This is a genomic window from Desulfosporosinus hippei DSM 8344 (genome assembly GCF_900100785.1).
Classification (GTDB): domain Bacteria; phylum Bacillota; class Desulfitobacteriia; order Desulfitobacteriales; family Desulfitobacteriaceae; genus Desulfosporosinus; species Desulfosporosinus hippei.
On the sequence record NZ_FNCP01000033.1, the window covers coordinates 14,549 to 41,295 of the forward strand.

Consider the following 26,747-nt stretch of genomic DNA (forward strand, 5'->3'; position numbering starts at 1 on the left):
AACAGAATCGTACTCACGCAGGTCGTGAGTTTAAATGAGTGTGTTGGTACTAAAGTATCAACTCTTATGTCGCCCTGCGCAATTGGTCAAGCAAGGAACCGTTCCCATATCTGTTAAAGATTGTTTTTGGTTAATTATTAACAAAATATGTAATATGCAATAGAATAATTCAAAGTTCCTTTTTATAGGTTGAAGCAATTGTACCAGTAAATGGTTATATTTGAGGCGGAGGAGAGATAAAGTGGCTGAGCTAACAACTGGAATTATAGAAAATTCCTTAATCAGCGATCTAAGAAAGACAACTACCTTCATAGTGAAAATATCGAATGATGATACAGTCGAAGGTAACATTCAGATTGTTGGTTTTTTTATCTCCGGGACAATTAAGATAATGTATGTACTAGAAGAATTTGTTTTAGCAACTGGTGACGTTGCGACTAGAAATTATTATGCTCATCTAGATGCATTCGAGTTTCAGTTTATTACAAGTTCTAATGCAATAAAGGTATCTGCGTGGGGAAAGGATTCAGCAGGGAATTTAGTCGCAGCGCATCGTGTGTTACCAGCTGAGTTAGATCCGTTAGAAGGCATATTAGGAGCAACGGGAGCAACGGGAGCAACAGGGGATGCAGGAGCAACGGGAGCAACCGGTGCAACCGGAGACGCAGGAGCAACGGGAGCAACCGGTGCAACCGGAGACGCAGGAGCAACGGGAGCAACCGGTGCAACCGGAGACGCAGGAGCAACAGGAGCAACCGGGGATGCAGGAGCAACGGGGGCAACAGGAGCAACCGGGGATGCAGGAGCAACGGGGGCAACAGGTGCAACCGGAGATGCAGGAGCAACAGGTGCAACCGGGGATGCAGGAGCAATAGGAGCAACGGGTGCAACCGGAGATGCAGGAGCAACGGGGGCAACGGGTGCAACCGGGGATGCAGGAGCAACGGGGGCAACAGGAGCAACCGGGGATGCAGGAGCAATAGGTGCAACCGGGGATGCAGGAGCAACGGGGGCAACAGGAGCAACCGGAGATGCAGGAGCAACGGGAGCAACAGGAGCAACCGGGGATGCAGGAGCAACGGGGGCAACAGGAGCAACCGGAGATGCAGGAGCAACGGGAGCAACAGGAGCAACCGGGGATGCAGGAGCAATAGGAGCAACGGGTGCAACCGGGGATGCAGGAGCAACGGGGGCAACGGGTGCAACCGGAGACGCAGGAGCAACGGGGGCAACAGGAGCAACCGGGGATGCAGGAGCAATAGGAGCAACAGGAGCAACCGGGGATGCAGGAGCAACGGGGGCAACCGGTGCAACCGGGGATGCAGGAGCAACGGGAGCAACCGGTTCGGCTTTGTCGGCGGAAGGATTTGCGGCTTTTCTGCCGGCAGTCAGTACGGCTGCGAGTACCCAGTTGTCAGGTTGGACGGTAACTTCGCCTTATTATGACAGTGCTACCTTTGATGAAGTTACAGGTAACTACACTGTCCCTGCGACGGGAACCTACGCCATTGAGGCCACAATTAATTATTCCACGACTGCAGCAATTACAATATCCCTTGGCGCAGGAGTTACCCCCTCATTTGTTGTACGCAGAACTTCACCCATCGTAACAGATTTATTAAGCGGGCTTTTCCCTATCTTAAACGTTAACGTTGCGCTTGTATTAACTTTGCGAACCATCCTTGGCGACGGTACCGTAACATTGAGTGGTTCCGTTGAATTAACTGCAGGCGATGTTGTAGGTTTGTTCTACGAAGCAAACGGCTTAACAGTACCCCTTGATCTAGGCGGTGCGGGTGCACCGGGCATCGTCTGGTCAGTGTTTAGATTATCTTAAGTTCACAAGTATTGTTATATTGCCGGTGCGAAAGTCCAAATTATCGAGTGAAAAAATATGAGAGAAGGACATTGACTAATGAGTAGTGTCCTTCTTCCTTGTAATCTAAGACAATCAGACTACTAACGACTCTTTTGGGTAATAACTAGATTCTGTGAAGAAATTGAAAATTAACTGAGAGGGAGGGATATAACCTGCTTTGGTATTTCATATTCTTAATTAACCTTCTTCAGGTTATTTTAATTGGAACGATAATTCTCCTGGAAAATCGTTCCCCGGGTAACACAATGACTTGGATCTTTATACTCACTCTCTTTCCGGGGTTAGGATTCATTTTATATATCGTTTTTGGTAAGAAGACTCGAGGGGAGATCTTTCGAAATAAACATATTCAAGACACCCCGTTAAGGCCATGGGTCAGAGATCATCAAACTTACTCTAACAGTGAAGAATTGAAACCGAGCCTTAATACTGGTTCTGAATTGAAATTGGTCAATCTACATATTAACTCAGGCTTTGCTCCCTTAACCCAGCATAATCAAGTAGAAATACTTCTGAACGGCGGGGAGAAATTTCAAGAGTTATTTAATGCTTTAGAAAAGGCCGTCCATCATATACACCTCAGTTATTTTATTTTTAATGACGATGAAATTGGTGAAGATGTCTTAAAGATTCTAGCACGTAAAGTAACTGAGGGGGTGGAGGTGCGAGTCATTCTTGATGGACTGGGTAGTATTTCAATTTCCGGAAGCTTTATGAAAAGTATGAGGAAAGCAGGTATTCAGGCCAATTGGTTTTTCCCCTTACGATTTCCCTATCTAACGGCTAAATTGAATCTGCGCTATCATCGGAAAATAGTCGTAGTTGACGGCAGTACCGGCTTTCTAGGGGGGTTAAATATTGGAGACGAGTATTTATCCCGGGATTCCAAATTGGGTTTTTGGCGGGACACCCATTTAAAAATTGAAGGAGAAGCAGTACAGACTCTTCAAGGGACTTTTCTCAATGATTGGTTTTTCGTCACACGTCAGGAGATTAACGGAGAACAATATTACCCCGAAACTGGGATTTCTCAAAATCTACCTATTCAAATCCTGGCGAGTGGACCTGATTCAAAATGGAAATCAATCTTACATAGCTTCTTCAGCTCGATTACCATGGCTCAACACAGAGTCTACATAGAAACACCATACTTTATTCCGGATCAAGGTCTGATTATGGCCCTTAAAACAGCAGCTCTCAGCGGTATAGATGTGCGTCTTATTGTCCAAGGAATTCCGGAACATCAACTGACGTTCTTGGCAATGAATTCATACTTCGAGGAATTACTTCAGGCCGGTGTTAAAATCTATCAGTATATGAAAGGGACTCTGCATGCCAAGATCCTAATCGTCGATGATAATCAAGCTTTAGTAGGATCTGCCAATATGGATATGCGAAGTTTTCTTTTAGATTTTGAGATCAGCGCCTATATCTATGACGAGACGACGACGGAGCATCTAAGTGAATCCTTTGAGCAGGATCTAAAGGACTGCAGTGAAGTTACACTGGAGGAGGTACAGAGTCGCTCATTTACAGAGCGACTTAAAGAGTCCTGTGCTCGCTTGTTCTCACCACTATTATAGATACGGGAAGGTTCTCCTGTCTGAGTTATATTCAGGAGAAGTCCCCGTATCTTAATTTTTTCATTTGCGCGTCAGAAATTGCCGGAAGCATACGTCTTCATAATAAGTAGTGTTACTTTAGGTTGCGATATATATGTTAATAATATAGATTAAGATATATGTTAAGATAGATTAAGCTAAAATGGACATACAGAATTAAATATAAAGAGAGAAGGCAGGAGGCTGACGACGAGGTGGAGGCCAATTCGTCCTTTGATGAGACCTATGAACTATTGTTCCCGGTAGTCTACCGATATGTTTCGATTCGGATACCTAAAGCAGATGTAGAAGATGTGACCGCTGAAATTATCGTGAAAGTGTGGCGCGGTTTACCTACCATGGAAAAGAAGACAGCGCTTAAGTCTTGGGCCCTAACAATTGCTGCCCATCAGATTGCAGACTATTATAGAAGTAATAAACGTACTCCCATGATGCCTTTGGAAGAAACCCCGTTACCCCCACATGAGCAATTAGATCAAAGTGAATCGTGGGCTACTCTATTAAGTGTTAAGGAGACCTTAGCTAAACTCTCTCCACAACAGGTCAGTGTTATTCAACTCCGGTTAATTGAAGGGTTTAGTGCCGGAGAAGTGGCGGAGATCCTAGGTACGACTCAGCAAGCAGTAGACAGCCTTTTATACCGGGCTAAGAAAGGGTTCCGAAAAATCTACCAGGGGAACCTGGACAGAGGAGGCAGAGTCCGATGAAAAGGTTTTTTGACAAAAAGACGGATCTCACCGCTCTCTGGGAAGAGGATGGTGATTTACAGCGTATGAAAACATTCTTCCAATCGATTGAGGCTGACTCTGCTGCTAATGAAAAAATCAAACTTAGTGTAAAGCAAAAGGCCCTAGAAAAAATGTCTGGACTGGGGGATTCAAGAGAGTCCCAAATAAATATTTTTGATCAGGAAAAGGTTATTAGCCAAAAAGCAACTCTTTTTCAGAGAATACGTACAAGTTTGCTTTCCATGAGCAATTTTGGTCATTGGAAACTCGGCATTTCTGTGGCTGCCTTAGCGCTCTTTGTGATTATTGGGCAGGAAGCTATGAACGGCTCAGGGAACATCCTTCCACGTATGGGGAGCAGTATGGAAAAATCGACTCAATCTGCGGGTAGCTCTCCCCAGGATGGGAATTTTAATCTCGCTCTACAAGATTCAAAGAATATGAACCAAGAGATTAGGGCTAAAGGGAAAATGCCTAGCAATAACGGGGAGGAAGGTACAGCACCTCAGGCAGAGATGCAGTTCAGTATGGATAGCACCTCAGCAGCCCAAAACAAAGAAGTTCTTCCGGTTCCACCGGATCAAACAGATGCTCCGCCGGCGGATGCCGAGCTAGCACGGAAGATAACTCATAATTTAGATCTAACCTTGGAAGTCGCAGCCATCAAGGACTCTGTTAATCAGATTAGCCAGGAGGTACAACAACTAGGAGGGTATGTGGTCACATCTCAACAAAGTGAATCAGATCATTACTCCTCCGCCAATTTAACTGTTAAAATCCCTTCCGATAAAATTAGCGGCCTGCAAGATTCCTTCTCTGCTTGGGGTAAGGTGCTTGATCAACGCTTACAGGCTAATGATATTACGAATGAATACTACGATTCCCAAGCTCGTTTGACAATTCTTGAGGCTGAAGAGAAACGTTATCTCGAAATTCTGGCTCAGGCGGTGACGGTTGACGATGTGCTTAAAGTGGAAGGTGCCCTAAGCAACGCTCGCCAACAAATTGAACAATTAAAGGGTCAGCTAAAGCTTTGGAACCACCAAGTCGATTACTCCACAGTGACTATTCAAATCGTGACTCGTCAAAGCCCAAATCTCAATGTCACAAACCCCTGGCAACCCATATCTTGGACTGAAACCTGGAAAGCTGCCGGGGACGCGGTGCTGAAAACTTTGAGCAGTACCTGGAATGGACTGAATTATTTAGTTGTCGGAATAGGCTATGCCTCACCGTATCTTTTAGTAGGAGCTCTGGGTTGGAGTATTTATAGACTATGGAGAAAAAGGGCCAGTTAGCAGATTTTGATCATGATCAGTTGAACATTAAGACTCCGGGGGAAACGCACCTCGAAGAAAAATAAAGAACACCCACTTAGAAAATGGGTGTCAGGAATAGACAAAAATGGTTAGGGGTTAGACAGCATTTTACTATGCTTTTGTCTAAGCCCTTTTTACATGTCGGCTTAAAATACCTCCTAATGTAAGCTCCATTACATACTCCACAAGGTCAAGGCTACGTTTCCGCCCCTCAACTTTACGCCGACTATATATCTCTGTATAATTAGTAAATATAACTTCACCAATTAAGTGGGGGGCATTTATTTGAAACTTTCAAAACGAGCAAAGTCTATTGGCGGGATTATAGGAATAGCTATCGGTGCTATCCTGGCTGCCTATGGAATTCAGGGCTTTATTGTCTATTCCGGTTTGAGTGGCGGCGGAGTCGGCGGGATTGCTTTACTCCTCTACTACACCTTAAATCTTCCAATTGGAGTTATGACCTTTTTATTTAATGTGCCTTTACTGGTCTTAGGTTGGAAAGAAATCGATAAGGGGTTCGTTTTTAAGACTATTTGGGGTATCGCTGTTTTTTCAGTCTTCTTAGATTTATTTAATGGAGTCCGCCCATTGGATTTCAGTGATATTTTCTTAGGGGCGCTCTACGGAGGGCTCATTTCCGGAGTTTCATCAGCAATTGTTTTCCACTTTGGCGGTAGTTTAGGTGGCACGGATATAATTTCGAAAATCATTCAACAGAGGTATGGTGTGCCCATGGGAACCTCTGCTCTGGCGATCAATGGAGTTATTATCTTAATATCCTGGGCTGTTCTTGGCTCAAAAGCCGCTCTTTACACCTTGGTTATGCTATTTGTTTTTGGGCGAGTACTGGATTTAATCCAGAGTGGAGTTCCGGCAAAATCAATTACCATTATTTCCGATCATTCTGAAGCATTAGTTGAACGAATTATGGGTGATCTAGGTCGAGGTGCAACATTTTTGCATGGCCGTGGAGCATACTCTTGTGAACCCAAAGATGTTATTATCTGTGTAGTGAGCTTACCTGAAATCGGGCGCTTAAAACGAGCTGTGCGGGAAGTAGACCCCCAAGCTTTTATGATTATTCAAAATGCCGGAGAGGTTTTCGGCAGTGGTTTTTCCAATGAGTAAGTAATCTCTATTTGAGATCCGAATCGAGGGTTCTAAGTTCACTCAAGGTGACGAAACGATACCCGGAAGTCTTTAGGGCATTAAGGATAGGCACCAGGGATTTCACGGTTTGAGTACGTTGATACCCTCCATCATGCATGAGAATTATTGCACCTGGGAAGACGTTTTTAGTAACATTATCAATAATTTGTTTGACTCCCGGATTTCTCCAGTCTTTGCTGTCGACGCTCCATAGTGCTACCACATGACCATTTCTTTTAGTGGCTTCCATTTGAGTTTTTGATACCAGTCCACCTGGTGGACGGTAGAAGTACGTGTGATTCCCTGTTGAATTAAAGACGACTTGATTCGTTTGATTCATTTCTTCTACTAATTTGCGTTGTTGATAATCATGGGTGAAACCATGATTTCCTATTTCATGACCTTCCTTGACTAAACGCTTAAGTAAAGCAGGATTTGATTCTGCAGCCTTTCCTAAAACAAAAAAGGTGGCTCTTACGTCCTTTTCCTTTAGGATATTTAGAATATCCGGTGTATCGACGGGATCAGGCCCATCGTCAAAGGTTAGAGCCACGACTTTTTCCTGGGTTTTGGCCATATAGTAAGTTCCGGGAGTTCGTACCAGTGAGGGAATAGTTAGTGTCAGTAAATTAATTGTCAGTAAGCCTCCTATAGTAATTAGGAACATAAGTAATAGAATAAGTTTACGGCGAGCTAAAAAATAGATACGCAAATGTCCTTCACCCCCAAGTTGCTTCTTTAATACCTATGGATAAATAACAAATTACATTCCTCTAAAACCACTCTGAAAAATCAAAGCCCAAAAACATTTTTAACATAATAGACCGGAGAGACAGGGTGGCTTCGATCCACTGGAGTGAACCCTTTGCATGGAGAGACGGTTATGCCTACAAAGCTGCCCGACCCGAGTAATCATCTTCTGCTGGTTCTGCGGTTCATTTTATAACCTCAAGTAACCGTAAATATTATCGAGTGACCCTCGGAAGCAGGGGGCAACGAATACTTAAAGAAGGTAGGGATAGATTTTGGGTTTCCGTTTTGTATTTGGAAGAGCAGGCAGCGGCAAGAGCACATTATGCTTAGAAGAAATCCGGAATGAGCTCCGCACAGAACCCGGAGGAGCCCCTCTTATCCTTCTTGTTCCGGAGCAGGCCACTTATCAGATGGAGGTTGCTTTAGCAGATACTCCCGATCTCGGTGGCAGCTTGCGTGCCCAGGTCTTAAGCTTTCGTCGTCTAGGCTGGAGAATTTTTTCTGAGACCGGTGGAGGGCAAAAGGTGCTGATCGGTCCGATAGGAAAACGAATGCTTCTGCGTAAAATTCTTTTAAAACATCGCCTTGATCTCAAAGCATTTGCCCGATCTGCTACTCGTCCCGGTATGGCTGAACTTCTCGCTCAAGCCATTGGAGAGTTCAAGATCTATTGCGTCGGCCCCAATGATTTACTTAAGGTCAAAACAACAAGTAGTCTATTAGAAGATAAGCTTAGTGATTTAGCCTTAATTTACGAAGAATTTCAGGCAGCCTTAGGCCTGGGAATTCGTGACCCGGATGATGAGCTGTCTGTTTTGGCTGAAAAGATTCCCGCTGCTCCCCTCATTCAGGGGGCGAAAGTATGGGTTGATGGATTTACAGGATTCACCCCGCAAGAATTAGAGGTTTTAAAGAGGCTGGTGTCAACCGCTCAGGAAGTTGTCATAACCTCTACTTTAGATCCGGTTTTCCTTACGGAGGAACGCCTGACTGGGGCGGGGATTTTCCAAGCGGGAGATGAGATGTTTACCGGGCCTTGGAAAACCTATCAAGACTTGCAGCGTATTGTCTTAGAAACAGGCGTACAGATACATCCCCCAACCATACTCTTAGGTTCTAAGCGCTATAAGCATCCTTGGCTCTGGCATCTGGAAAAGTATTATTCTACTTATCCTACGGTTGCTTTCGCTACTCTTCAGGCAGGCAATAATTCTCCCACAGCAGGTAGCCTGACCAATGGAATTCAGGTCTTCTCGGCTGTCAATCGCAGAGCTGAAGTAGAAGGTGCAGCGAGAGAACTAAGGCGCTTGGCTAGAGACGAGGGTCATAGCTGGAACGAAATGGCCGTCACAAGTCGTGACCTTACGGGTTATGCCGAACTGATTGCTCAAGTGTTTACAGCTTATGAAATACCGCACTTCCTAGATTATAAACGCCCTGTCCTTCATCATCCCTTAATCGAACTCCTGCAATCGATTTTAGAAGCAATCAAGAGCAATTGGGGATATGAACCCTTATTTCGCTGTTTAAAGACCGACTTTTTTCCTCTGCAAAGGGACGCCGTTGATCGCCTGGAAAATTATGTTCTGGAATATGGCATTCATGGTGATGGTTGGACGAGGAATCAGCCTTGGATATATCATCGACAATGGACTTTAGGACAAAAGGAAGAACAACGAGCTTCAGAGCTTAAGTTTCAGACTGAACTTAATTCCTCTCGCCAAACTGTGTATGATATTATTGCGCCCTTGGCTGAATTAAACCAATTGGGAGCTATGAATGTACGAATTGTCACAGAAGCCTTGTATTATTTTCTTGAAGGCTTAGATGTCCCCGGCACCTTAAGGTTGTGGTCGCAAAAAGCTCAAGAGGAAGGGGATCTTGCTGAGGCTAGGCTGCATGAGCAAATCTGGGAATCGGTTGTCCAGGTCCTCGATGAAATCGTTGTTGGTTTAGGGGAAGAGAACTTAGAACTTGAGGACTATGCCCTAATTCTTTCTTCCGGTATTGAAGGAATCGAGTTGGGTCTGATTCCTCCCGGACTCGACCAAGTGTTAGTCGGATCCCTAGATCGCTCACGCAATCCGGAAGTTAGAGTGCTCTTTATCTTAGGAGCTAATGAAGGAATACTTCCGGCACGCCCAGTTTCTGATGGGGTGCTTGACGCTGAAGAAAGAGAACAATTAGAAAAAGCCGGAGTTGCCCTTGCTCCAAAAGGCAAGGCTCAGACCTTTGAAGAACAATTCTTTATCTATACCGCACTTACTCGCGCCGTTGAAAGGCTAATAGTTTGTTATCCTTTGACGGATGAAGAGGGGAAAGGACTGACGGTTTCTCCGGTTGTTACCCGGCTGACTCATCTTTTTCCGATGCTTAGCGGATATTTTTTAGGAAACCAAGAGGATATCCACCAAATTAGCCAACCGGATTCAACTTTACAAAACTATGCTGAACAGCTTCGTCTCCTCCGCCAAGGGGAACCTCTTTCTCCTTTATGGGAGGCTGCTGAAAAGTGGCTAAGTCAAGATCCCCTTCGGAAGAGTAAAGTTGATAGACTTCAAGAAAGTCTTACCAACCAGAATCAAGAGGATAAACTGCAACGTCCCCTAGCCCGACGTTTATATGGTAAACGCTTAATGGCTAGTGTCTCTCGTTTGGAACAATTCGCTAAATGCCCTTTCGGACATTATGCTCGTTATGGTTTGAAACTCCGCGAAAGATCGACTTATCAATTGTCCAGTCCAAATATGGGAGAATTCTTTCACACCCTTTTGCATGATTTTGCTCAGCAGCTCAAGGCTAAGGGTTTGGATTGGGGAAAATTGACTAAGGAAGAATCGTGGACATTAATTAATGAACTGGCGGATCAGATTGCCCCAAGTCTGCAGCATGAAATACTGCTCAGCAACGCCCGATATCGTTATTTGACTCATAAGCTAAAACGAACGGTTCATCACGCAGTACGAGTGCTGGGGGAGCATGCCCGCAAAGGGGTGTTCATTCCCATCCAACTTGAAGTTGGTTTTGGGCCACAGGAGAAACTGCCCGGCGTAGAGATCCCGTTAACCGACAGCGATTCGCTGTTGCTCTGCGGGCAAATCGACCGAGTCGATGCTGCCTTTTTAGACGGACAAGTCTATTTGCGAATCCTGGATTATAAATCTCGTGAATTGTCCTTATCCCTAGACTCGATTTACTATGGCTTAAATCTTCAATTGTTGACTTATCTACACGTGGCCTTACAGGGAGCAGAAGTCTTGTTGAATACTCCTACAGTGATAACCGATTCTGAAGAAGCAGATTCGGAAAACACCTTTAGTGAGATTGCTGTCGGCAGGGATAACCCCTTTCCGGAGAAGATTCCGGCGGGCTTTCTATATTTTCCCGTACTGGAACCTCAGCTCGAAGAGAAACTCCCCCTCAGTTCAGAAGAGTTAGATCAACGCCGTGTCAAAGCAGTTAAGGTAAGTGGCTATTTATTAGCCAACCCAAAGGTTTTAGAAGCCATGGATTCAACATTTTCAACCGGGCAATCTGAATTATTGGGACTAAAGTTAAAAAAAGACGGAACCTTTAAGAAAGGCACAAACGTCCTTACAGAGGATCAATTCTCTTTGCTAAGCAATTATCTTCAGCAGTGGTTTCGGCAGAAGGGTGAAGAAATATTAGACGGTGATATTTCCCTTTCTCCTTATCGGCGAGGAAAGAGTACCGGCTGCCAGTACTGCAGTTATAAGCCCGTGTGCCACTTTGATCCCTACCTGCCGGAAAATCAATATCGGGACTTGTCGGCTATGAAACCTGAAGAAATCTGGGAACGATTGGAAGGGTTAAAGGCCGATAATTCAGATGACCTTTTGCAAGAGCAAGAACAAGAGTTAGAAACCAAGGATTCTAAGGATGGAGTCTTAAACTGGCTTGGCGAAGCAACAACAGACTCTCTCAAGAAAGTGCAAAAGCAAGTATCTACTAAGAAGAAAGGCGGTCATCTAAGTGAGTAAACCAAAATGGACACAAGAACAAACAGCCGCCATCAGGTTGCAAGGGGAACTCTTAGTAGCTGCTGCTGCAGGTTCAGGGAAAACTGCTGTACTTGTTGAACGTCTAATCCATAGAATTTTAAATACTGAAGACCCCGTCGATGTTGATCGGTTTTTGGTTGTTACATTTACTAAAGCAGCGGCCAATGAAATGAGGGAGCGTATCGGCAAAGCCTTAGACGATGCTTTATTTCAGGAACCAGACCCCAGGGAAATTGAGCGTATTCTCAAACAACGCAACCTGCTTCACCAAGCCAGTATTACTACCTTGCATTCTTTCTGTCTGGAATTAATCCGTAAGTACTTTTACCAACTGGAATTGGATCCTGCTTTTCGAGTAGCCGATCAAGCAGAGGCAGACTTACTTCGTCAGGATGTTATTGAAGATCTTTTTGAAGCTAGGTATGCTGCACAGGACGCTGACTTTCTTAAACTGGTTGAAGCCTTTGGCACGGATCGTGATGACCAACCCTTAATGGAGTATGTACTGAGTCTTTATTCCTTTGCCTATAGTCAGCCCCAGCCTAAGGCCTGGTTAAGTGATCTTTCCGGGGGATACAACTGGGAAAATATAGAAAATTTGATGCAAAGCCAATGGGGTCAAGCTATTCGCCAAGGACTCTCTGATCTTGTCAGTGAAAGTTTAAATTTGTTCGAAAGAGCTGAACAGCTCTGCCAATCTCCCGGTGGACCGCTGCCTTATGCTTTAGCTTTGCAGGATGATCTTAACCGCGCAGGCTTACTTGACCGTGCCTTAAAAAAAGGGGAGTGGGCTCAGGTAGAAGCGGAGTATTACTCTGCGATCAATTTCCCCAAACTGCCGGCGATACGTTCTAAATCCAAGAAGACCACCGCCGATACTCCTGAACAACCAATAGTTGATGAATCCGCACAAAAGGAATTGCAGGAAGAGTGTAAGAAATTAAGAGATGATGCTAAAAAGAAACTTAATTCAATAAAAGACGCAGTATTCGCTTATCCCCTTGAGACCCAGCTTCCTGCCTTGAAAGAGATGGGGGGGATGGCTGGGACGCTGGGAGAATTGGTCATTGAATTTTCACGGGCCTATTTGACGGCTAAAGGACAGCGTAACATTGTGGACTTTTCGGATCTCGAGCATTTTGCGCTGAATTTGCTGGAAGAAGAGGGAGAAGCATCTTTGATCGCTCAAGGATTAAAGGAGTTCTTTGCTGAAGTATTGGTGGATGAATATCAGGATATCAATCCGGTTCAGGAACGCATTTTACATCAGGTATCCAGACAAGGGGAGTCGCCTAATTTATTTATGGTGGGAGATGTAAAGCAAAGCATTTATCGTTTTCGTATGGCTGACCCCAACCTTTTTATTGCCAAATATAATACCCTTCCTCATTGGCAGACTGACCAGATAACTGACCCGACAAATGAGGCAAAGACAATGGTCATTGATCTAAACCGCAACTTTCGCAGTCGGGTTGAAGTCGTAAAGGGAGTGAATTATCTTTTTCGCCAGATCATGACCTTGAGTGCCGGAGAAATAGTCTATGATGATCAAGCAGCTTTACAATATGGTGCATCCTTTGTTGCGGGTCAGAATCAAATTAGTTCAGCTGAAGGGCCTATTGAAGTTCATTTAATTGACTCGAAAAGCATAAAAGGCGAGTTGTCTACATACTTTGATGAGGGAACAAAAGACGTTGTGGCAAACGAAGATCAGCGACAAGCTGAAGGCGCAGAAAGCAGCAACTCTACGGAAAACGAAAGGGACTCAGAAGAAACTATATCGACAGAGGACATGGATAAAGCCCGCCTGGAAGCCCGTTTTGTCGCAATGAGAATTCAAGGTATTGTTCAAGGAGCAGAATTTCAGATTTATGATAAGCAGATTGGGGATTTTCGTCCTGTTCGATATTCGGATATTGTGGTCTTGATGCGATCCTACTCGGCAGTTGCCCCAATTTATATCGAAGAATTTCAAAGCAGGAGCATTCCGGTCTACGCGGAAACAACCAGCGGCTATTTTGGCGCCAGTGAAGTAGAGACCATATTATCCCTGCTTAAAATCATCGATAATCCTCATCTGGATATTCCTTTGGCAGCAGTACTTCGCTCTCCCTTAGTCGGCCTCAATGGAAGCGAGTTGGGTAAAATCCGAATGATGCTTCCCGAAGGGGATTTCTACGAAGCCTTAACCATGGCGGTATGGGCTGGGTTTGGCGCTGAAAACCTTAAGTCTGAGCAAGAGAATGATTTCAGAGATATATTGGGCCTCTATGAGGATGCACTGCCGGAAAAGCTTTTACAGGCACGTCAGATTTTTGAAAGCGCTCCCCAGTTAAAGGATAAAACCTTGGCTTTTTGGCATAATCTCCAGGGCTGGCGCACAAAATCCAGACGAACATCCCTTGCCGATTTGCTGTGGTCACTCTATGAAGAAACCGGGTACTTAGCCTATGTGGGCACCTTGCCGGCAGGCGTACAGCGTCAGGCTAACTTGCGTGTGCTATATGACCGAGCACGTCGTTATGAAGCAACCCGTTATCGGGGGTTATTTCGTTTCCTTCGCTTCTTAGAGCGCTTCCGGGGACAAGGTAAAGACTTGGGAAGTGCACGAGCCTTAGGGGAAAATGAAGATGTGGTTCGCTTAATTACAGTTCATGCCAGTAAAGGATTAGAATTTCCCGTGGTATTTGTCGTTGGTCTGGGAAGGACGTTTAACACCCAAAGCCTCAAAGGGAAGATGCTTTTACATTCTAAATTAGGCGTGGGGATGCCGATTATTGATGTGGAAAACAATGTGCGCTATCCGTCGTTGATTCAATATGCTGTAAAACAACGCTTAGCTCAGGAATCTTTGGCCGAAGAACTGCGTATTCTTTATGTAGCACTTACTAGGGCCAAGGAGCGTCTGTTTCTTTATGGCTGCCTGGATAACTGTGATACAACTCTTAAGAAATGGTTTCGCAGCTTTGACTGGCAGGATATACCCTTACCGACGGGTCAACTAAGAAGCGCTAAGTGCTTTCTGGATTGGATCGGTCCAGCCTTAGTACGTCATCCTGCTCAACTCTTCGGTGAAACAAGTCCTCAAACGACTTGTACTTTGCCGGAGTCAAGTTCACAATGGAAAATTCTTCTTCATAATAGTGTCGAAGAAACTCGTGAGGACTGCCGAGAATCCATGCCAACAGAAGGATTAGAGGAAAGCAGTTGCAAAGAGGCATCTGAAGTTGTGTCTGTAGAGGAGTGGTATACTGAAGTTAGCCGACGCTTAAGCTGGCAGTATCCTCATGCAAAATCAGTTCGACAAGTGGCCAAAACAAGCGTCAGTGAATTAAAACGGCAGCAGACCTGGCACGTGGATAACCAGGCGTCTGCCATGCCCACTCTTAAGAAACAATCAAATACCGTACTGAGGCCGAAATTTATGCAAGCGGCCCAACATTTAACGGCTGCAGAACGAGGGACTGCAATGCATACAGTGATGCAACATCTCCTCTTTAAAGAATTAGCTGAAATCTGGGCAACAATGTCTTATCAGGATCAAATTAATGAGATAAGTGAATTTGTGCATAAACTTGAACAAGCTGAAATTTTAAATTATGAACAGCGTATGATCATTCAGCCTGAACAGATTGTTCATTTTTTAGGCACTCCTTTAGGGCAGAGATTTTTCAAGGCCAATCAGATTCTCAGGGAAGTACCCTTTACTCTGACCTTCCCATCAGAGAGCATGACAAAAGTTTTGGTCCAGGGCGTCATTGATGTTGTTCTTATCTACAAGGATGAACATGATAATAGTTCAGCAGAAATTCTCGACTATAAGACGGACTCGCTTCCTGAAGATGAAGACAGTGATCCTGAGCAGATTCTTAGAGAACGCTATACCCTTCAACTTTCACTCTATGCCCAAGCAATTGAGCGCTTAATTAAAATCGATGTTCAACGCTGTACCCTCTATTCATTTGCTCTTGGCCGGGAGGTAGCCATTCGGGAACTTCGGAAGAGCGCTTTGGATGAGGTATTGCCTTTCTGATAATAATTAATATTCTATTTAATTAATTATTGATTATTAAGTTCAAAAGTGATAGTCTAATTTTAAGAATATGTGAAATGTTACATTACCTCAAAAGAAGTAGTTGAATGATGGCTGTTCAACCACCAACTTGCACTAAAATCCCCTGCTTTAATAAAGCGGGGGTCTTGATGAGCGGTAAATCATTCAGGCATTTGGGGATTGGTTTATTGAACATATGTCAAGGATCAACAAATTAGCTATAAAATTATTTAATTCCATAATATTTCGTCTTTTTAAAAGAGGATTTTTTAATTTCTTGGCGAACATAGTTACTATTCCTTGTGATTGTTGTAACTATCTTTAATAAGGAGTAAGGATGAAAGAGGGGTTGTAATGAGTCAAAATAAAATAGGTTCTGTTTTGATTGTTGGCGCAGGGATTGCAGGGATTCAAGCAGCACTGGATTTGGCAGAGTCGGGATACTTAGTTCATCTGGTAGAAGAATCGTCAGCTATTGGCGGTACTATGCCGATGTTGGATAAGACCTTCCCAACCAATGATTGCTCCATGTGTATTTTGTCTCCAAAGCTAGTTGAATGCGGACGCCATCTGAATGTCAGAACCTACACCAACTCACAAGTTGTCAGAACTGAAGGAGAAGCTGGAAATTTCAAAGTCATCATTAAACAAAAAGCACGTTACATCGACCTGGAAAAATGCACAGGTTGCGGAGCGTGCGCTGAAGCATGTCCAGTCAAAGTCGATGATGAGTTCAACCAAGGCTTAGGAAAGCGTAAAGCTGCCTTCAAACAGTATTCCCAAGCTTTCCCTAATGCTTATGGCATTGACGAACAAAATTGCTTGTATCAAACCCGAGGAAAAGCCAAGGGGAAAGACATCTGCCTGAAATGTGTTAAAGCATGTCAAGCCGGTGCCATCGACCATCATATGGAAGACAAGGAATTTGAAGTCGAAGTAGGATCAATGATTCTTAATCCTGGCTTCAAAATATTTGATGCCGCTTCCTTGGATTATTACGGCTATGGAAAAATCAAAAGTGTCATCACAAGTTTAGAATTTGAGCGACTGCTCAGCGCATCCGGACCCTTCGACGGGCATTTAGTGAGACCTTTTGACAAAAAGGAACCTCAAAAAATCGCCTGGATTCAGTGTGTAGGATCCAGAAATGCAAAAATCGGAAATAACTACTGTTCCGGTGTGTGCTGTATGTATGCAATTAAGGAAGCTGTAATTGCCAAAGAGCACAGTCATATTCCTGTAGACACAACTATTTTCTATATGGATATGAGAACCCCCGGAAAAGATTTTGAAAAATATTATAACAATGCCAAGAATCAACAAGGTGTCAATTTCATCCGTTCCAGAGTATATGAGGTCACTGAAGCTAAGGATGATTCCGGTGATGCAGTTATCAGATACTCCACAGAAGACGGCCAAATTTTAACCGATCAATTTGATTTAGTGGTACTGTCTGTCGGCTTAGAGCCAGGAGATAGCTCTAAGGAATTAGCTAAACTTCTAGACCTTAAAGTCAATAAGTATGGCTTCGCTGAGCTTGAGCCTTTGAGTGGGGTTAACACCTCTAAAGAAGGGATTTTTGCTGCAGGAGCTTTCAGTGGACCAAGAGATATCCCTGAAACCGTTATGCAAGCCAGTGCCGCAGCCGGTTCTGCCTCTGCTTTATTAGCGGAAGAACGGGGAACTTTAGTCAGTGAAAAAGAATATCCACCGGAAATGGATGTTGCCGGCGATATTATTCGCACAGGAGTCTTTATTTGTCACTGTGGCGTCAATATCGGCAGTGTTGTTAATGTGCCCAGCGTCGTTGAATATGCTAAAACCCTGCCCACTGTAGCATATGCTACGGATAAGATCTATGCCTGTTCCCAAGATGCTCAAGCATCCATCAAAGCCTTAATCAGTGAACAAAAATTAAACAGAATTGTTGTTTCCTCCTGCAGCCCAAGAACACACGAGCCTTTGTTCCAAGAAACCTTAAAAGAAGCAGGTTTGAATGCTCACCTGTTCGATATGGCTAACATTCGTGACCAATGTTCCTGGGTTCACATGAATCAACCGGAACAAGCGACGGAGAAAGCGAAAGATCTCACAAAATTAGCGATTGTCCGGGCCTCCATGCAGCAACAAACCCAACCGATCTTCATGGACATGAACCATGCAGCCATGGTAATCGGCGGCGGAGTTGCCGGTATGACCAGTGCCCTGTCCCTAGCCGATCAAGGGTATGAAGTTCACTTAGTAGAAAAAGACAGTGCTTTAGGCGGCGTCGCCAGAAGATTCTCCACCGGCTTCCGAGGAGAAGACATGAAAGCCTTTGTTGCGGAGCTTATCGAAAAGGTCAGCAATCATGCCAACATCAAGCTTCATGTAGGTGTAGGAATTAAAGATGTGGGCGGTTTCTTAGGCAACTTTACCACTACCTTAGAAAACGGCGAACAAATCGCTCATGGTGTGGCACTCCTCACTATTGGCGGTCAAGAGTATAAGCCCAATGAATATCTCTATGGTCAAGACGAGCGCGTCATGACCCAAATCGAAATGGATGAAGCCATTTACAACCATGATCCCAAGGTTGAAGGGGCCAAGAACTTTGTCTTCATTCAATGTGTAGGCTCACGTACTGTAGAAAATCCATACTGCAGCCGTACTTGCTGTACTAAATCCGTTAAATTAGCGCTGAAGATGAAAAAGAAAAATCCTGCTGCCAATGTCTTTGTTCTGTACAGAGATATGAGAACTTATAGCTACTTTGAAGAGGACTATGAGGAAGCAAGAAGAATTGGAATCATCTTTGTTCGCTATAGTGAAAACGCCAAACCTGTCGTCAGCAAAGAAGGGGATACACTTCTTGTTACAGTTAATGATCATGTCTTAGACAGACCTATTGAAATAGAAACTGATGTCCTTTGCCTAGCAGCAGCTATCAAGGCTCCTGCCGATGGTAAAAAACTCTCTAAATGGTTCAAAATCCCCTTAAATGCCGAAGGCTTCTTCTTAGAAGCACATATGAAATTGCGTCCTGTTGACTTCAGTACTGATGGAGTATTTATGGCAGGTATCGCTCACAGTCCGAAAAACATGGAAGAAGTCATAGCTCAAGCTAAGGCTGCTGCAGGACGTGCGGGAGTAGCCCTGTCTAAAGATCAAGTAGAATCAGCGGGTCTAAATGCCTTTGTTAATAAACGTAAGTGTACCGCTTGCGGAACATGTGAAGCTGTTTGCTCAGCTAAAGCTATCACAGTTGACCAAGTAAATCGCGTTGCAGTTGTCAATGATGCTCTCTGTAAAGGCTGCGGAGCTTGTGCTTCTAGTTGCCGTTGCGGAGCCTTAAGCCTCAGAGGATGTACCAACGAGCAAATTGTCGAGATGTTAAACTCCCTATAAATTTTTAGGCACCGAATAACTAGGGAAAGGTAGATGATTATGGGAGAAATTCAGGTAGAAGCTGAAAATAAAAAGTATGAACCTAAAATTGCAGCTTTCTTGTGTAACTGGTGTAGTTACGCAGGAGCAGATTTAGCCGGGGTTGGTAGAGTACAATATCCGGCAACCATTAGGACTATCAGAGTCCCATGTTCCGGCAGAATCAACCCCTTATATGTACTAAAAGCAATGGCCAATGGAGCTGACGGAGTCTTAGTTTCCGGATGCCACCCGGGAGATTGCCATTATATCAGCGGCAACTATGTAGCACGCCGAAAATTTGCCCTCATTAAGTCCCTGCTTAACCACGTTGGGCTAGAGGAAGACCGAATCAGTTTTTCCTGGGTATCAGCAGCGGAAGGTATCCGCTTTGCAGAAGTCGTAAAAGGAGTTACCGAGCGTGTTAGTGCCCTCGGCCCTAATAATGGAATATTTAAAGTAGTTGATGACGGGGGTGCAGCAGCGGATGAATAATATCATTAACGATATCCGAGATAAAGCCCGTCAGTTGCTGGCAGAAGGCAAAGTTGACGTAGTTATTGGATACGAAAAAGGTTCCCTGCCTCTTAAGGCCACACCATTCTTCGCCCATTCTCCGGCCGAGGTCGACTCATTGATTTGGGATGAAACCTGCGAGAATAACTTAGCCACTTATGTTGCTAAGACTCCCGGAAAAAAAGCTATTGTGGCTAAAGGCTGTGACAGTCGTGCCTTAGCAGTTCTCTTACAAGAAAACCAATTAGTCAGAGATGACTTATATATTATCGGGGTTTCCTGTACCGGTGTTATCGACCAACGAAAAATTGTCGCTGAGGTGGGAGAAATCCTAGAAGCCGGCATCAATGACGGTAAAATTTCCGTTAAAGGAATGGCTGGGGACAAAGAGTATCTCTTCGCTGAATTAAAAGATGCTACCTGCCAAACCTGTCGTTATCCTAACCCGGTCTTAGAAGATGTTCACCTTGGAGAAACCATTGCTGTTTCTCAAGAAGCACCTGCCTTTGCAGATGTTATAGCCTTGGAAGAACAATCTGCTGGCGAGCGCCAAGATTATTTCAAAGAGCAAATGAGCAAGTGCATCCGTTGTTATGCCTGCCGCAATGCCTGTCCTTTGTGCTATTGCCAAGAATGCTTTGTGGATTGCAACTCCCCCAGATGGCTTACCGGTGGCGTAAATCGTGCGGAAAATCTCTTCTTCCAAGCCGGACGTGTCTTGCACTTAGCAGGCCGATGTGTTGATTGTGGCGCTTGTACTCGCGCTTGTCCCCAAGGCGTGGACATTCGGGCCTTGAACCGCAAAATGACCAAAGATGTATACACCATGTATAATCATGAAGCCGGTATCAGCGAAGACGGTAAACCTGCTCTTAACGAATACACAACCAATGATCCAGAACAGTTCTTGGTAAAGGAGTGAGGTGAAGATAATGAAGATAAGTAAAGAAAAATTTGGCCAGGCCTTTGATGCTTTGGTCGCTGATTATAAAGTAATTGCTCCTGTTAGTGATGGCAGCGGAATTGCTTTCACAGAAGTCAAAAGCTTCTCAGACGTCAAGCAAGATTATCTAAATTCTAAACTTCCTCCCAAAGCCTTTTTCTTTCCTCAACATGAAAAACTCATGTCCTATAAGAAAGAGGGTAAGGATGTCACCGTTAAGAGCGAACTGAAGGTTGAGAACACCATCCTTTTTGGCATAAGACCTTGTGATGCCAAAGGAATGCTGCTCTTAGATAAAGTATTTAAAAATGATCAGTATACAGACCCATATTATTATGAGCGTCGTGAGAAAGCTGTAATTATTGGGCTGGGTTGCACTAAGATAGCTCCTACTTGTTTCTGCTCTTCTTTTGAAATTTCTCCTGCAGGAAGTGAAGGATCGGATCTGTTTTTGATCGATCTCGGCGATTCCTATGAGGTAGAGGTTGTTACTGAGAAAGGGAAAGCTTTGGCTGACCGTTTAGCTCTTGCTGAACTAACTGCTGATGAGCAAGCCTTGGTCGATAAAATCAAGAGTGCTGAAACCCCCAGTAAGATTGATGTTTCCAACACTACCAGTAAGCTTGACAAAATGTTTAACAGTCCTTACTGGGATACACTGCAAGAAAAGTGCCTGGGGTGTAATGTTTGTTCCTTCTCCTGTCCTACCTGCCATTGCTTCGATATTTCTGAGGAAGTACGCAAGAATGAAGGTACCAGAGTACGAACTTGGGATGCTTGCATGGCTCCGCTCTTTACACTTCATGGATCGGGTCATAACCCGCGGGATAACAAAAAAACCCGTTGGCGTCAAAGATTGATGCATAAGTTCAACTATTTTGTCCACAACAATGGGTCTATGTCCTGCGTAGGCTGTGGTCGCTGCATAAAAAGTTGCCCAGTCAATATGGATATCCGACAAGTCGTTGATGGGGCTAACAAAGCAGAATTGGTGGTGGAATGATGCAACAGAATCCATATCTCCCAATAACCATGAAACTAGTTAAGAATTTAGTGGAAACTGAAGATAGACTCATCAATACCTTTACCCTAGAATTTATGAACAAACAAGATGAAGAAAACTTCAAATACATGCCTGGCCAGTTTGCAGAACTTAGTGCCTATGGCCATGGCGAAGCTCCTTTCGGAATCGCAACCTCACCCACCGAGCCTGGAATTTTAAAATTCTCGGTAGCTAAGGTAGGCTGTGTCTCCAATGCTCTTCACCTCATGGAAGAAGGAACTATGGTTGGGGTTAGAGGCCCCATGGGTAACTATTATCCTATCGAACAGTTTAAAGGCAAAAATGTCGTTATCATTGGTGGAGGTTTTGCTTTTACCACCCTGCGTTCCCTGGCAAAATACATGCTTGATGATAAGCATCGCGGAGATTATGGCGATATTACCGTTATTTACGGTGCCAGAAACCCCGGCTTATTGCTCTACAAAGAAGAATTAGCAGAGTGGGAAAACAATCCCAACATCAACTTAGTCACTACCATTGACAGACCGGCTGAAGGATGGACTAAGCACGTAGGTTTTATTCCCAGTATAACTGAACAAATTGCTCCCTCTTCCGTAGACACCTATGCTGTTGTCTGCGGACCACCGGCTATGATCAAATTTACTTTACCTGTTTTAGAGAAATTAAACTTCCCTCCCGAGCGAATCTACACTTCTTTAGAAATGCGTATGAAATGCGGGTTGGGAATCTGCGGACGTTGTAATATCGGTACAGAATATGTCTGTAAAGACGGCCCTGTTTTCTCCATGGCTCAATTAAAAGAACTGCCTAATGAATATTAATCAAGTCGGAGGTGATAGTAAGAATGGCTGAACCCATTAGAGTTAAAGATTTAGATCCTACCCTTAGAGAAGAAGTGGCTGGATTATTAAAAGGATATGATTTCTCTAACTGCCTTACTTGCGGTATGTGTACGGCTGGATGTAAGTACAGTGATTTAGTTGAGGATAATGACCCACGTAAGTTTATTCGTAAAGTTGCTCTAGGATTACGTGAAGAAGTGGAAAATGATCCTTTTGTCTGGAGCTGCAATATGTGTGAGCGATGTACTGTTGAATGCCCAATGGGCGTCAATATTGCAGCTCTCACAAGAGCTTTCCGTGGAAAAACTGCTATGCCTCCGGGTCACTTACAACACATTGCCGATGACCATATACGTACAGGTAACCAAATGGCAGTCGAACAACTTGATTATGATGAAACTCTAGAATGGCTCGAAGAGGAACTCCAAAAAGAATTAAATGATCCAAACTACAAAATTCCTATCGACAAGCCGGATGCAGATTTCATGTTTGGCTTCAATGCCAGAGAGGTCAAGCATTACCCACACGAACTGCAAACGATCCTCCATGTCTTCTACGCAGCTAAAGCAAATTATACCCTGAGCAGCAAGCGTTGGGATGCTACTAATATCTGCCTGTTTACAGGTAAAAACGATGAGTTCCAAGAAATTTCCCGTCCGCTTTTTGAAGAAGTTGAACGTTTAAATGCTAAGGAATTAATCGTTACAGAATGTGGTCACGCATTCCGCTCGAGTAAAATGTTTCAGCGCAGCTTCTGGAAGGGAAAACAATTCCCTGTACGCCATATAGTTGAAATTTACGCTGATTGGATCAAGGAAGGCAGACTGAAACTGGATAAGAGCAAGAATCCTCTACCAGTGACCCTTCATGATCCTTGTAATACGGTTCGAAAAGAAGGAGTCTATGAACCACAGCGCTATGTTATTAAACATGTCGTCGAAGATTATCGCGAAATGAATCCAGAGGGCAAGTATAATATTTGTTGTGGAGCAGGAGGCGGAGCTTTAGCGGTTGCAGCTACAAAGCAACAGCGTATGGCTAAGGCTAAACCAAAAGTCGATCAATTAGTGGCAACCGGTGCTAAAATCGGATGTATCCCTTGCCACAACTGTATTGACCAGTTTAATGACATGAATAAATTCTATAAGCTGGGTATGAAGATGCACCATCTCAGTACTCTTATAGAGAATGCTTTAGTGCCTGATGATGCTCCTGAGGCTCCGGCAGCAGAGTAACATAGGTCTATATGTTAGCTTAGTTTGATAAAGATCCTTTTTATAGATCGGAAAGCCCCGACAGCGGAATCATAATGACCGCATCGTCGGGGCTTTTTTGATATATTTGACTCCCCAGCCACTACTCTCTGGAGTAAGCAAGATAAAATCAATATTTATATTACACATTGCTCTTCAAGAAAGGGTATAATATAAATTAGAATCAAGCCTATTGACCGCAGCATAGTTACGGAAACTACCTGCCTATAAACGGATCTGAATAATTATGAAAGAGAGCTAAACAATGGCAGTACAGATATTAACAGATAGTACAAGCTACTTACCTGAAGCCACCAGAAAAGAATTCAATATAAGATCAGTGTCTTTAAATCTTACCTTTGGAACTGACAGTCTTAGAGAAGTTGATATAGATAACCAGACTTTTTATCCAATGATGTCTGCGAAAGGGATCCCCATATCTTCCCAGCCTTCAATTGGCGAACTCTATCAGGAAATGAAAAGTGTCGTAGAGACGGGGGATAGTCTATGCTGCATTTTTCTGTCTGCAGAGATGAGTGGTACTTTCTCAACAGGTCAAATTGTCAAGGCTATGGTATTAGAAAAGCATAAAGATGCCCAGATAGAGATTATTGATTCCAGATCAAACTGCATGCAACTTGGCTTTGCAGTGCTGTTAGCAGCAAGAGCCGCGCAAGCAGGAGAATCGCTTGAGCAAGTTAAGGAAGCTGCCTTAGATAATATTAGAAAAAGCAGGTTCATATTTATTCCGGATAACCTAGAGTATTTAAAAAAAGGTGGCAGAATTGGAGGGGCTAGTGCTTTAATTGGCAACCTTTTTAAAATAATTCCTATCTTGACAGTAGAAAATGGCAAGACAAATATACTTATGAAAGTTAGAACTAAAGGTAATGCTGTTCTGGCTATGGTTGAAAAGATGATGCAGGATATAAAAGAATATGGTTTAGGAGAAATTATCGTTCACCATATCAATTGCCAGACAGAAGCAAGGGAACTTGCCAGAGTGATTAAGGAAAAAATCAACGTAGATCCTGAAGTATTGGATATTGGACCAGTCATCGGTCTGCACGTCGGGCCCGGTGCAATCGGAATTGCTTATTATACAAAAATGCCAATGAGATCGTGATATCCTGAATAGGAATATGAAGTGAACCGAGTAATCTTTAAGAAAGAGGGATCCTAGTGTACGAGTATAAGGGCATTAAGTTTAAAAATGCTAATCCAAAGCATTCCGATGGTACTAAAGCATGGAGCCAAGTGTGTAGAATTTGTGTATCTAACTATAAAATTAACCGCAGTATGCTGGAACCCGTTTGAAGTGGAACCTGTGGTGTGCAGGGTTGTACACGTCAAGCTAGTTTTTACATTAATTTTGAAGACGGAGAACTCATAGAAATAGATGATTTCTAAACTCTTAGGACTTGTGATACAATTAGAGTGAGGAGTAAGGAGGTCTTGATATGTCAAAATTCAGTAGAATAATTTGGTCCCTTGCGATTCTGTTAATTGTTAGCACAACGATTGTTTTTTCCTTTGGAGTCCTTATTGTCGGTGCAGTCACCCTGAGCCTATATGGATTATATCGACATTACTTCCCGAAAAAGAAATTTCCTAAACATAGTACAAGATCCCAGATGTATACCTTTGGAGAAGTTATCGATATAAGATCAGAAGAGGTTCATGAAACCATTAATCTAAAAAAATTTCCTAAATAGCGTAAGCGATAATACCTTAGGCAAGCTTGATAACAGTAGCCGGATAGGTCAACGAAAGTTGATCTATCCGGCTTTTTTATTACGGGGGTCGATAATCTCGCTGAACATTTTTTTGTCTTTTCCTCGTGTTAGAGTTAAACCTATAAAATAAATGATTAAGACATAGCAGCATTATTATATGGAAAGAAGGTATCTATTATGGCAGTTTCAAGAGTCGGTTTAGGTGAGTTTGGAAAAAGAAGTAGTTCGCGGGGAACGCAAAAATGGCCAGTACTAGCAAATACTTTTTTAATCTCCATGTCAATACTAACCGCTCTAGACCTTATGCTCGCTTATTTAAGTGGTGACACCTTAGTAAATTACATAATATCCGTACTAATGGATTTAACAATTTCAGGCTTAGGATTAGTCTTTTGCAGAGATTTAGTAACAAATAGGGATCAAGAATCTAGGATATGTTTTTTAGCCTATATGGTATTTTTGTGGACATGTATTTCTGTTCTCAAATTAGTTTTCTGATCCTTAATAAAGGAAAGAACAAGTTTCAAGCAGGCTTGCTCCAGGAATATAATACCATATATTCTCAGAAGGAGGGCCACTATGGAGTTAAGTCAAAACAAACGCGTGGCTGATATGAACTATTTCGAATTAATTGCTTGGCTTGGTATAGGCAGTTCTCATCCAGGAGGCTTTCCTGCCACCAAACAAAATCTAGCTGTCCTGCAAATCTTGCCCAATGATTATGTGCTTGATGCTGGATGTGGCAGTGGTCTCACCGCATGTTATTTAGCTAAAACAATTGGCTGCAAAGTTATGGGAATAGATATAAATTCTCAAATGATTGAAAAAGCGCGCATCAGGGCCGAAAAAGAGGGAGTATCTCATTTGGTCGAGTTCAATATTGCCAATGTTTATGAACTACCCTTTGCAGACAATAAATTTGATATTGTGATAGGAGAGTCAATTACAGTATTTTTAGATAAAGTAAAGGTTTATCGAGAATTCTTTAGAGTACTAAAGCCTGAGGGAAGAATAGCTGACTTGGAAATGGCCTTACTAAAGGAATTGCCGGTTAATCTTAGGCATCAAATGGAAGATTGTTTTGGTGCAGGAACCAATCCGTTATCTTTTGAAGAGTGGCATAACTGTTTAGCAGAAGCCGGATTTCAGGATGTGGAAATTAAGAACCCCCAAGCCTTAAAGGATAATGGCAATATTGTTATGAATGAGCTCAAAAAAGATTGGGTTTTAATTAAGGATCTCACCAATAAAATCAAAAGACAGCCCACTCTTTTGCCTAGATTGCAAAAGAATGCAGGCTTTATGAAGCGTAACCGGAGTTACTTCGGATTTGGTCTAATTTACGGACGAAAACCTACGCCAGTAAAATTGGGATTTAAAGATTGGGTACGAAAAGTAATATTTAGAAAAAATCTAGCAGTGCTAAGTAGTATTTAAGCATTAATTAATTAAGAAAATGTATGGAATATGAGTATTTTGCCAATCCTATAGGGGCTTAT

General features: G+C 43.4%; 19 protein-coding genes. 18 read left to right on the forward strand and 1 reads right to left on the reverse strand.

What is annotated here, in order from left to right:
* Positions 1–241: 241 nt before the first annotated feature.
* From BLS16_RS20320 to BLS16_RS20340, 5 genes are all read left to right on the forward strand, one after another.
* Positions 242–1,837, forward strand: a complete 1,596-nt coding sequence (locus tag BLS16_RS20320; RefSeq protein ID WP_092335460.1) for an exosporium protein — start codon at positions 242–244, stop codon at positions 1,835–1,837.
* Between the two features lie 194 nt (positions 1,838–2,031).
* Positions 2,032–3,462 (forward strand): cardiolipin synthase, encoded by a 1,431-nt coding sequence (cls, locus tag BLS16_RS20325; RefSeq protein ID WP_092335461.1) that lies wholly within the window; start codon positions 2,032–2,034, stop codon positions 3,460–3,462.
* A 233-nt stretch (positions 3,463–3,695) separates the two neighbouring features.
* Positions 3,696–4,208, forward strand: a complete 513-nt coding sequence (locus tag BLS16_RS20330) for an RNA polymerase sigma factor (protein ID WP_092335462.1) — start codon at positions 3,696–3,698, stop codon at positions 4,206–4,208.
* Entirely contained in the window at positions 4,205–5,527 is a 1,323-nt protein-coding gene (locus BLS16_RS20335) for a DUF4349 domain-containing protein (protein WP_092335463.1), read from the forward strand. Before BLS16_RS20330 ends, BLS16_RS20335 begins: the two co-directional genes overlap by 4 nt.
* A 306-nt stretch (positions 5,528–5,833) precedes the next feature.
* The gene (locus BLS16_RS20340; RefSeq protein ID WP_092335464.1) at positions 5,834–6,679 is read left to right on the forward strand and encodes a YitT family protein; all 846 of its coding nucleotides are present in this window, start codon (positions 5,834–5,836) and stop codon (positions 6,677–6,679) included.
* A gap of 7 nt (positions 6,680–6,686) precedes the next feature.
* Here the strand turns inward: BLS16_RS20340 and BLS16_RS20345 are convergent, their stop codons facing one another.
* Positions 6,687–7,412 (reverse strand): polysaccharide deacetylase family protein, encoded by a 726-nt coding sequence (locus BLS16_RS20345; protein ID WP_092335465.1) that lies wholly within the window; start codon positions 7,410–7,412, stop codon positions 6,687–6,689.
* A 313-nt stretch (positions 7,413–7,725) separates the two neighbouring features.
* On the opposite strand from BLS16_RS20345, the gene addB reads away from it, so the two are divergent.
* The 13 genes from addB to BLS16_RS20405 all read left to right on the forward strand — a co-directional run bounded on the left by addB (position 7,726) and on the right by BLS16_RS20405 (position 26,685).
* Complete coding sequence (gene addB, locus BLS16_RS20350; RefSeq protein ID WP_092335466.1) at positions 7,726–11,454, forward strand: helicase-exonuclease AddAB subunit AddB; 3,729 nt, start codon at positions 7,726–7,728, stop codon at positions 11,452–11,454.
* Positions 11,447–15,508, forward strand: coding sequence for a UvrD-helicase domain-containing protein (locus BLS16_RS20355; protein WP_092335467.1), 4,062 nt, complete (start codon positions 11,447–11,449; stop codon positions 15,506–15,508). The genes addB and BLS16_RS20355 overlap by 8 nt, the downstream gene beginning before the upstream one ends.
* 375 nt (positions 15,509–15,883) lie before the next feature.
* Positions 15,884–18,916 carry an FAD-dependent oxidoreductase gene (locus BLS16_RS20360; protein ID WP_092335468.1) on the forward strand — a complete coding sequence of 1,011 codons (3,033 nt, stop codon included), beginning with the start codon at positions 15,884–15,886 and terminating at the stop codon, positions 18,914–18,916.
* A gap of 39 nt (positions 18,917–18,955) precedes the next feature.
* Entirely contained in the window at positions 18,956–19,429 is a 474-nt protein-coding gene (locus BLS16_RS20365; RefSeq protein ID WP_052090620.1) for a hydrogenase iron-sulfur subunit, read from the forward strand.
* Entirely contained in the window at positions 19,422–20,372 is a 951-nt protein-coding gene (locus BLS16_RS20370; RefSeq protein WP_092335469.1) for a 4Fe-4S dicluster domain-containing protein, read from the forward strand. The genes BLS16_RS20365 and BLS16_RS20370 overlap by 8 nt, the downstream gene beginning before the upstream one ends.
* Positions 20,373–20,382: 10 nt before the next feature.
* Positions 20,383–21,396: a 4Fe-4S dicluster domain-containing protein gene (locus BLS16_RS20375; protein WP_092335470.1), complete on the forward strand. Its 1,014-nt coding sequence runs from the start codon at positions 20,383–20,385 to the stop codon at positions 21,394–21,396.
* Positions 21,396–22,238, forward strand: coding sequence for an FAD/NAD(P)-binding protein (locus BLS16_RS20380; protein WP_014903078.1), 843 nt, complete (start codon positions 21,396–21,398; stop codon positions 22,236–22,238). Before BLS16_RS20375 ends, BLS16_RS20380 begins: the two co-directional genes overlap by 1 nt.
* Before the next feature lie 23 nt (positions 22,239–22,261).
* Complete coding sequence (locus tag BLS16_RS20385; RefSeq protein WP_034599625.1) at positions 22,262–23,494, forward strand: (Fe-S)-binding protein; 1,233 nt, start codon at positions 22,262–22,264, stop codon at positions 23,492–23,494.
* Positions 23,495–23,777: 283 nt separating this feature from the next.
* Complete coding sequence (locus tag BLS16_RS20390) at positions 23,778–24,638, forward strand: DegV family protein (RefSeq protein ID WP_092335471.1); 861 nt, start codon at positions 23,778–23,780, stop codon at positions 24,636–24,638.
* A 56-nt stretch (positions 24,639–24,694) separates the two neighbouring features.
* Positions 24,695–24,829, forward strand: coding sequence for a hypothetical protein (locus BLS16_RS24725; RefSeq protein WP_282433781.1), 135 nt, complete (start codon positions 24,695–24,697; stop codon positions 24,827–24,829).
* A 143-nt stretch (positions 24,830–24,972) separates the two neighbouring features.
* Positions 24,973–25,227 (forward strand): hypothetical protein, encoded by a 255-nt coding sequence (locus BLS16_RS20395; protein ID WP_092335472.1) that lies wholly within the window; start codon positions 24,973–24,975, stop codon positions 25,225–25,227.
* Between the two features lie 198 nt (positions 25,228–25,425).
* Complete coding sequence (locus BLS16_RS20400; protein ID WP_092335473.1) at positions 25,426–25,746, forward strand: hypothetical protein; 321 nt, start codon at positions 25,426–25,428, stop codon at positions 25,744–25,746.
* Between the two features lie 81 nt (positions 25,747–25,827).
* A complete protein-coding gene (locus BLS16_RS20405) occupies positions 25,828–26,685 on the forward strand; it encodes a class I SAM-dependent methyltransferase (protein ID WP_092335474.1) in 858 nt (285 codons plus the stop codon).
* Positions 26,686–26,747 lie beyond the last annotated feature (62 nt).

Excerpts from the sequence above, each read along its gene's own strand:
- BLS16_RS20335 (WP_092335463.1), top strand. The coding sequence starts at position 4,205 with ATGAAAAGGTTTTTTGACAAAAAGACGGATCTCACCGCTCTCTGGGAA.
- BLS16_RS20385 (WP_034599625.1), top strand. The coding sequence starts at position 22,262 with ATGGCTGAACCCATTAGAGTTAAAGATTTAGATCCTACCCTTAGAGAA.
- BLS16_RS20370 (WP_092335469.1), top strand. The coding sequence starts at position 19,422 with ATGAATAATATCATTAACGATATCCGAGATAAAGCCCGTCAGTTGCTG.
- BLS16_RS20405 (WP_092335474.1), top strand. The coding sequence starts at position 25,828 with ATGGAGTTAAGTCAAAACAAACGCGTGGCTGATATGAACTATTTCGAA.
- BLS16_RS20365 (WP_052090620.1), top strand. The coding sequence starts at position 18,956 with ATGGGAGAAATTCAGGTAGAAGCTGAAAATAAAAAGTATGAACCTAAA.
- BLS16_RS20400 (WP_092335473.1), top strand. The coding sequence starts at position 25,426 with ATGGCAGTTTCAAGAGTCGGTTTAGGTGAGTTTGGAAAAAGAAGTAGT.
- BLS16_RS20380 (WP_014903078.1), top strand. The coding sequence starts at position 21,396 with ATGCAACAGAATCCATATCTCCCAATAACCATGAAACTAGTTAAGAAT.
- BLS16_RS20375 (WP_092335470.1), top strand. The coding sequence starts at position 20,383 with ATGAAGATAAGTAAAGAAAAATTTGGCCAGGCCTTTGATGCTTTGGTC.
- BLS16_RS20390 (WP_092335471.1), top strand. The coding sequence starts at position 23,778 with ATGGCAGTACAGATATTAACAGATAGTACAAGCTACTTACCTGAAGCC.
- BLS16_RS20395 (WP_092335472.1), top strand. The coding sequence starts at position 24,973 with ATGTCAAAATTCAGTAGAATAATTTGGTCCCTTGCGATTCTGTTAATT.
- BLS16_RS20360 (WP_092335468.1), top strand. The coding sequence starts at position 15,884 with ATGAGTCAAAATAAAATAGGTTCTGTTTTGATTGTTGGCGCAGGGATT.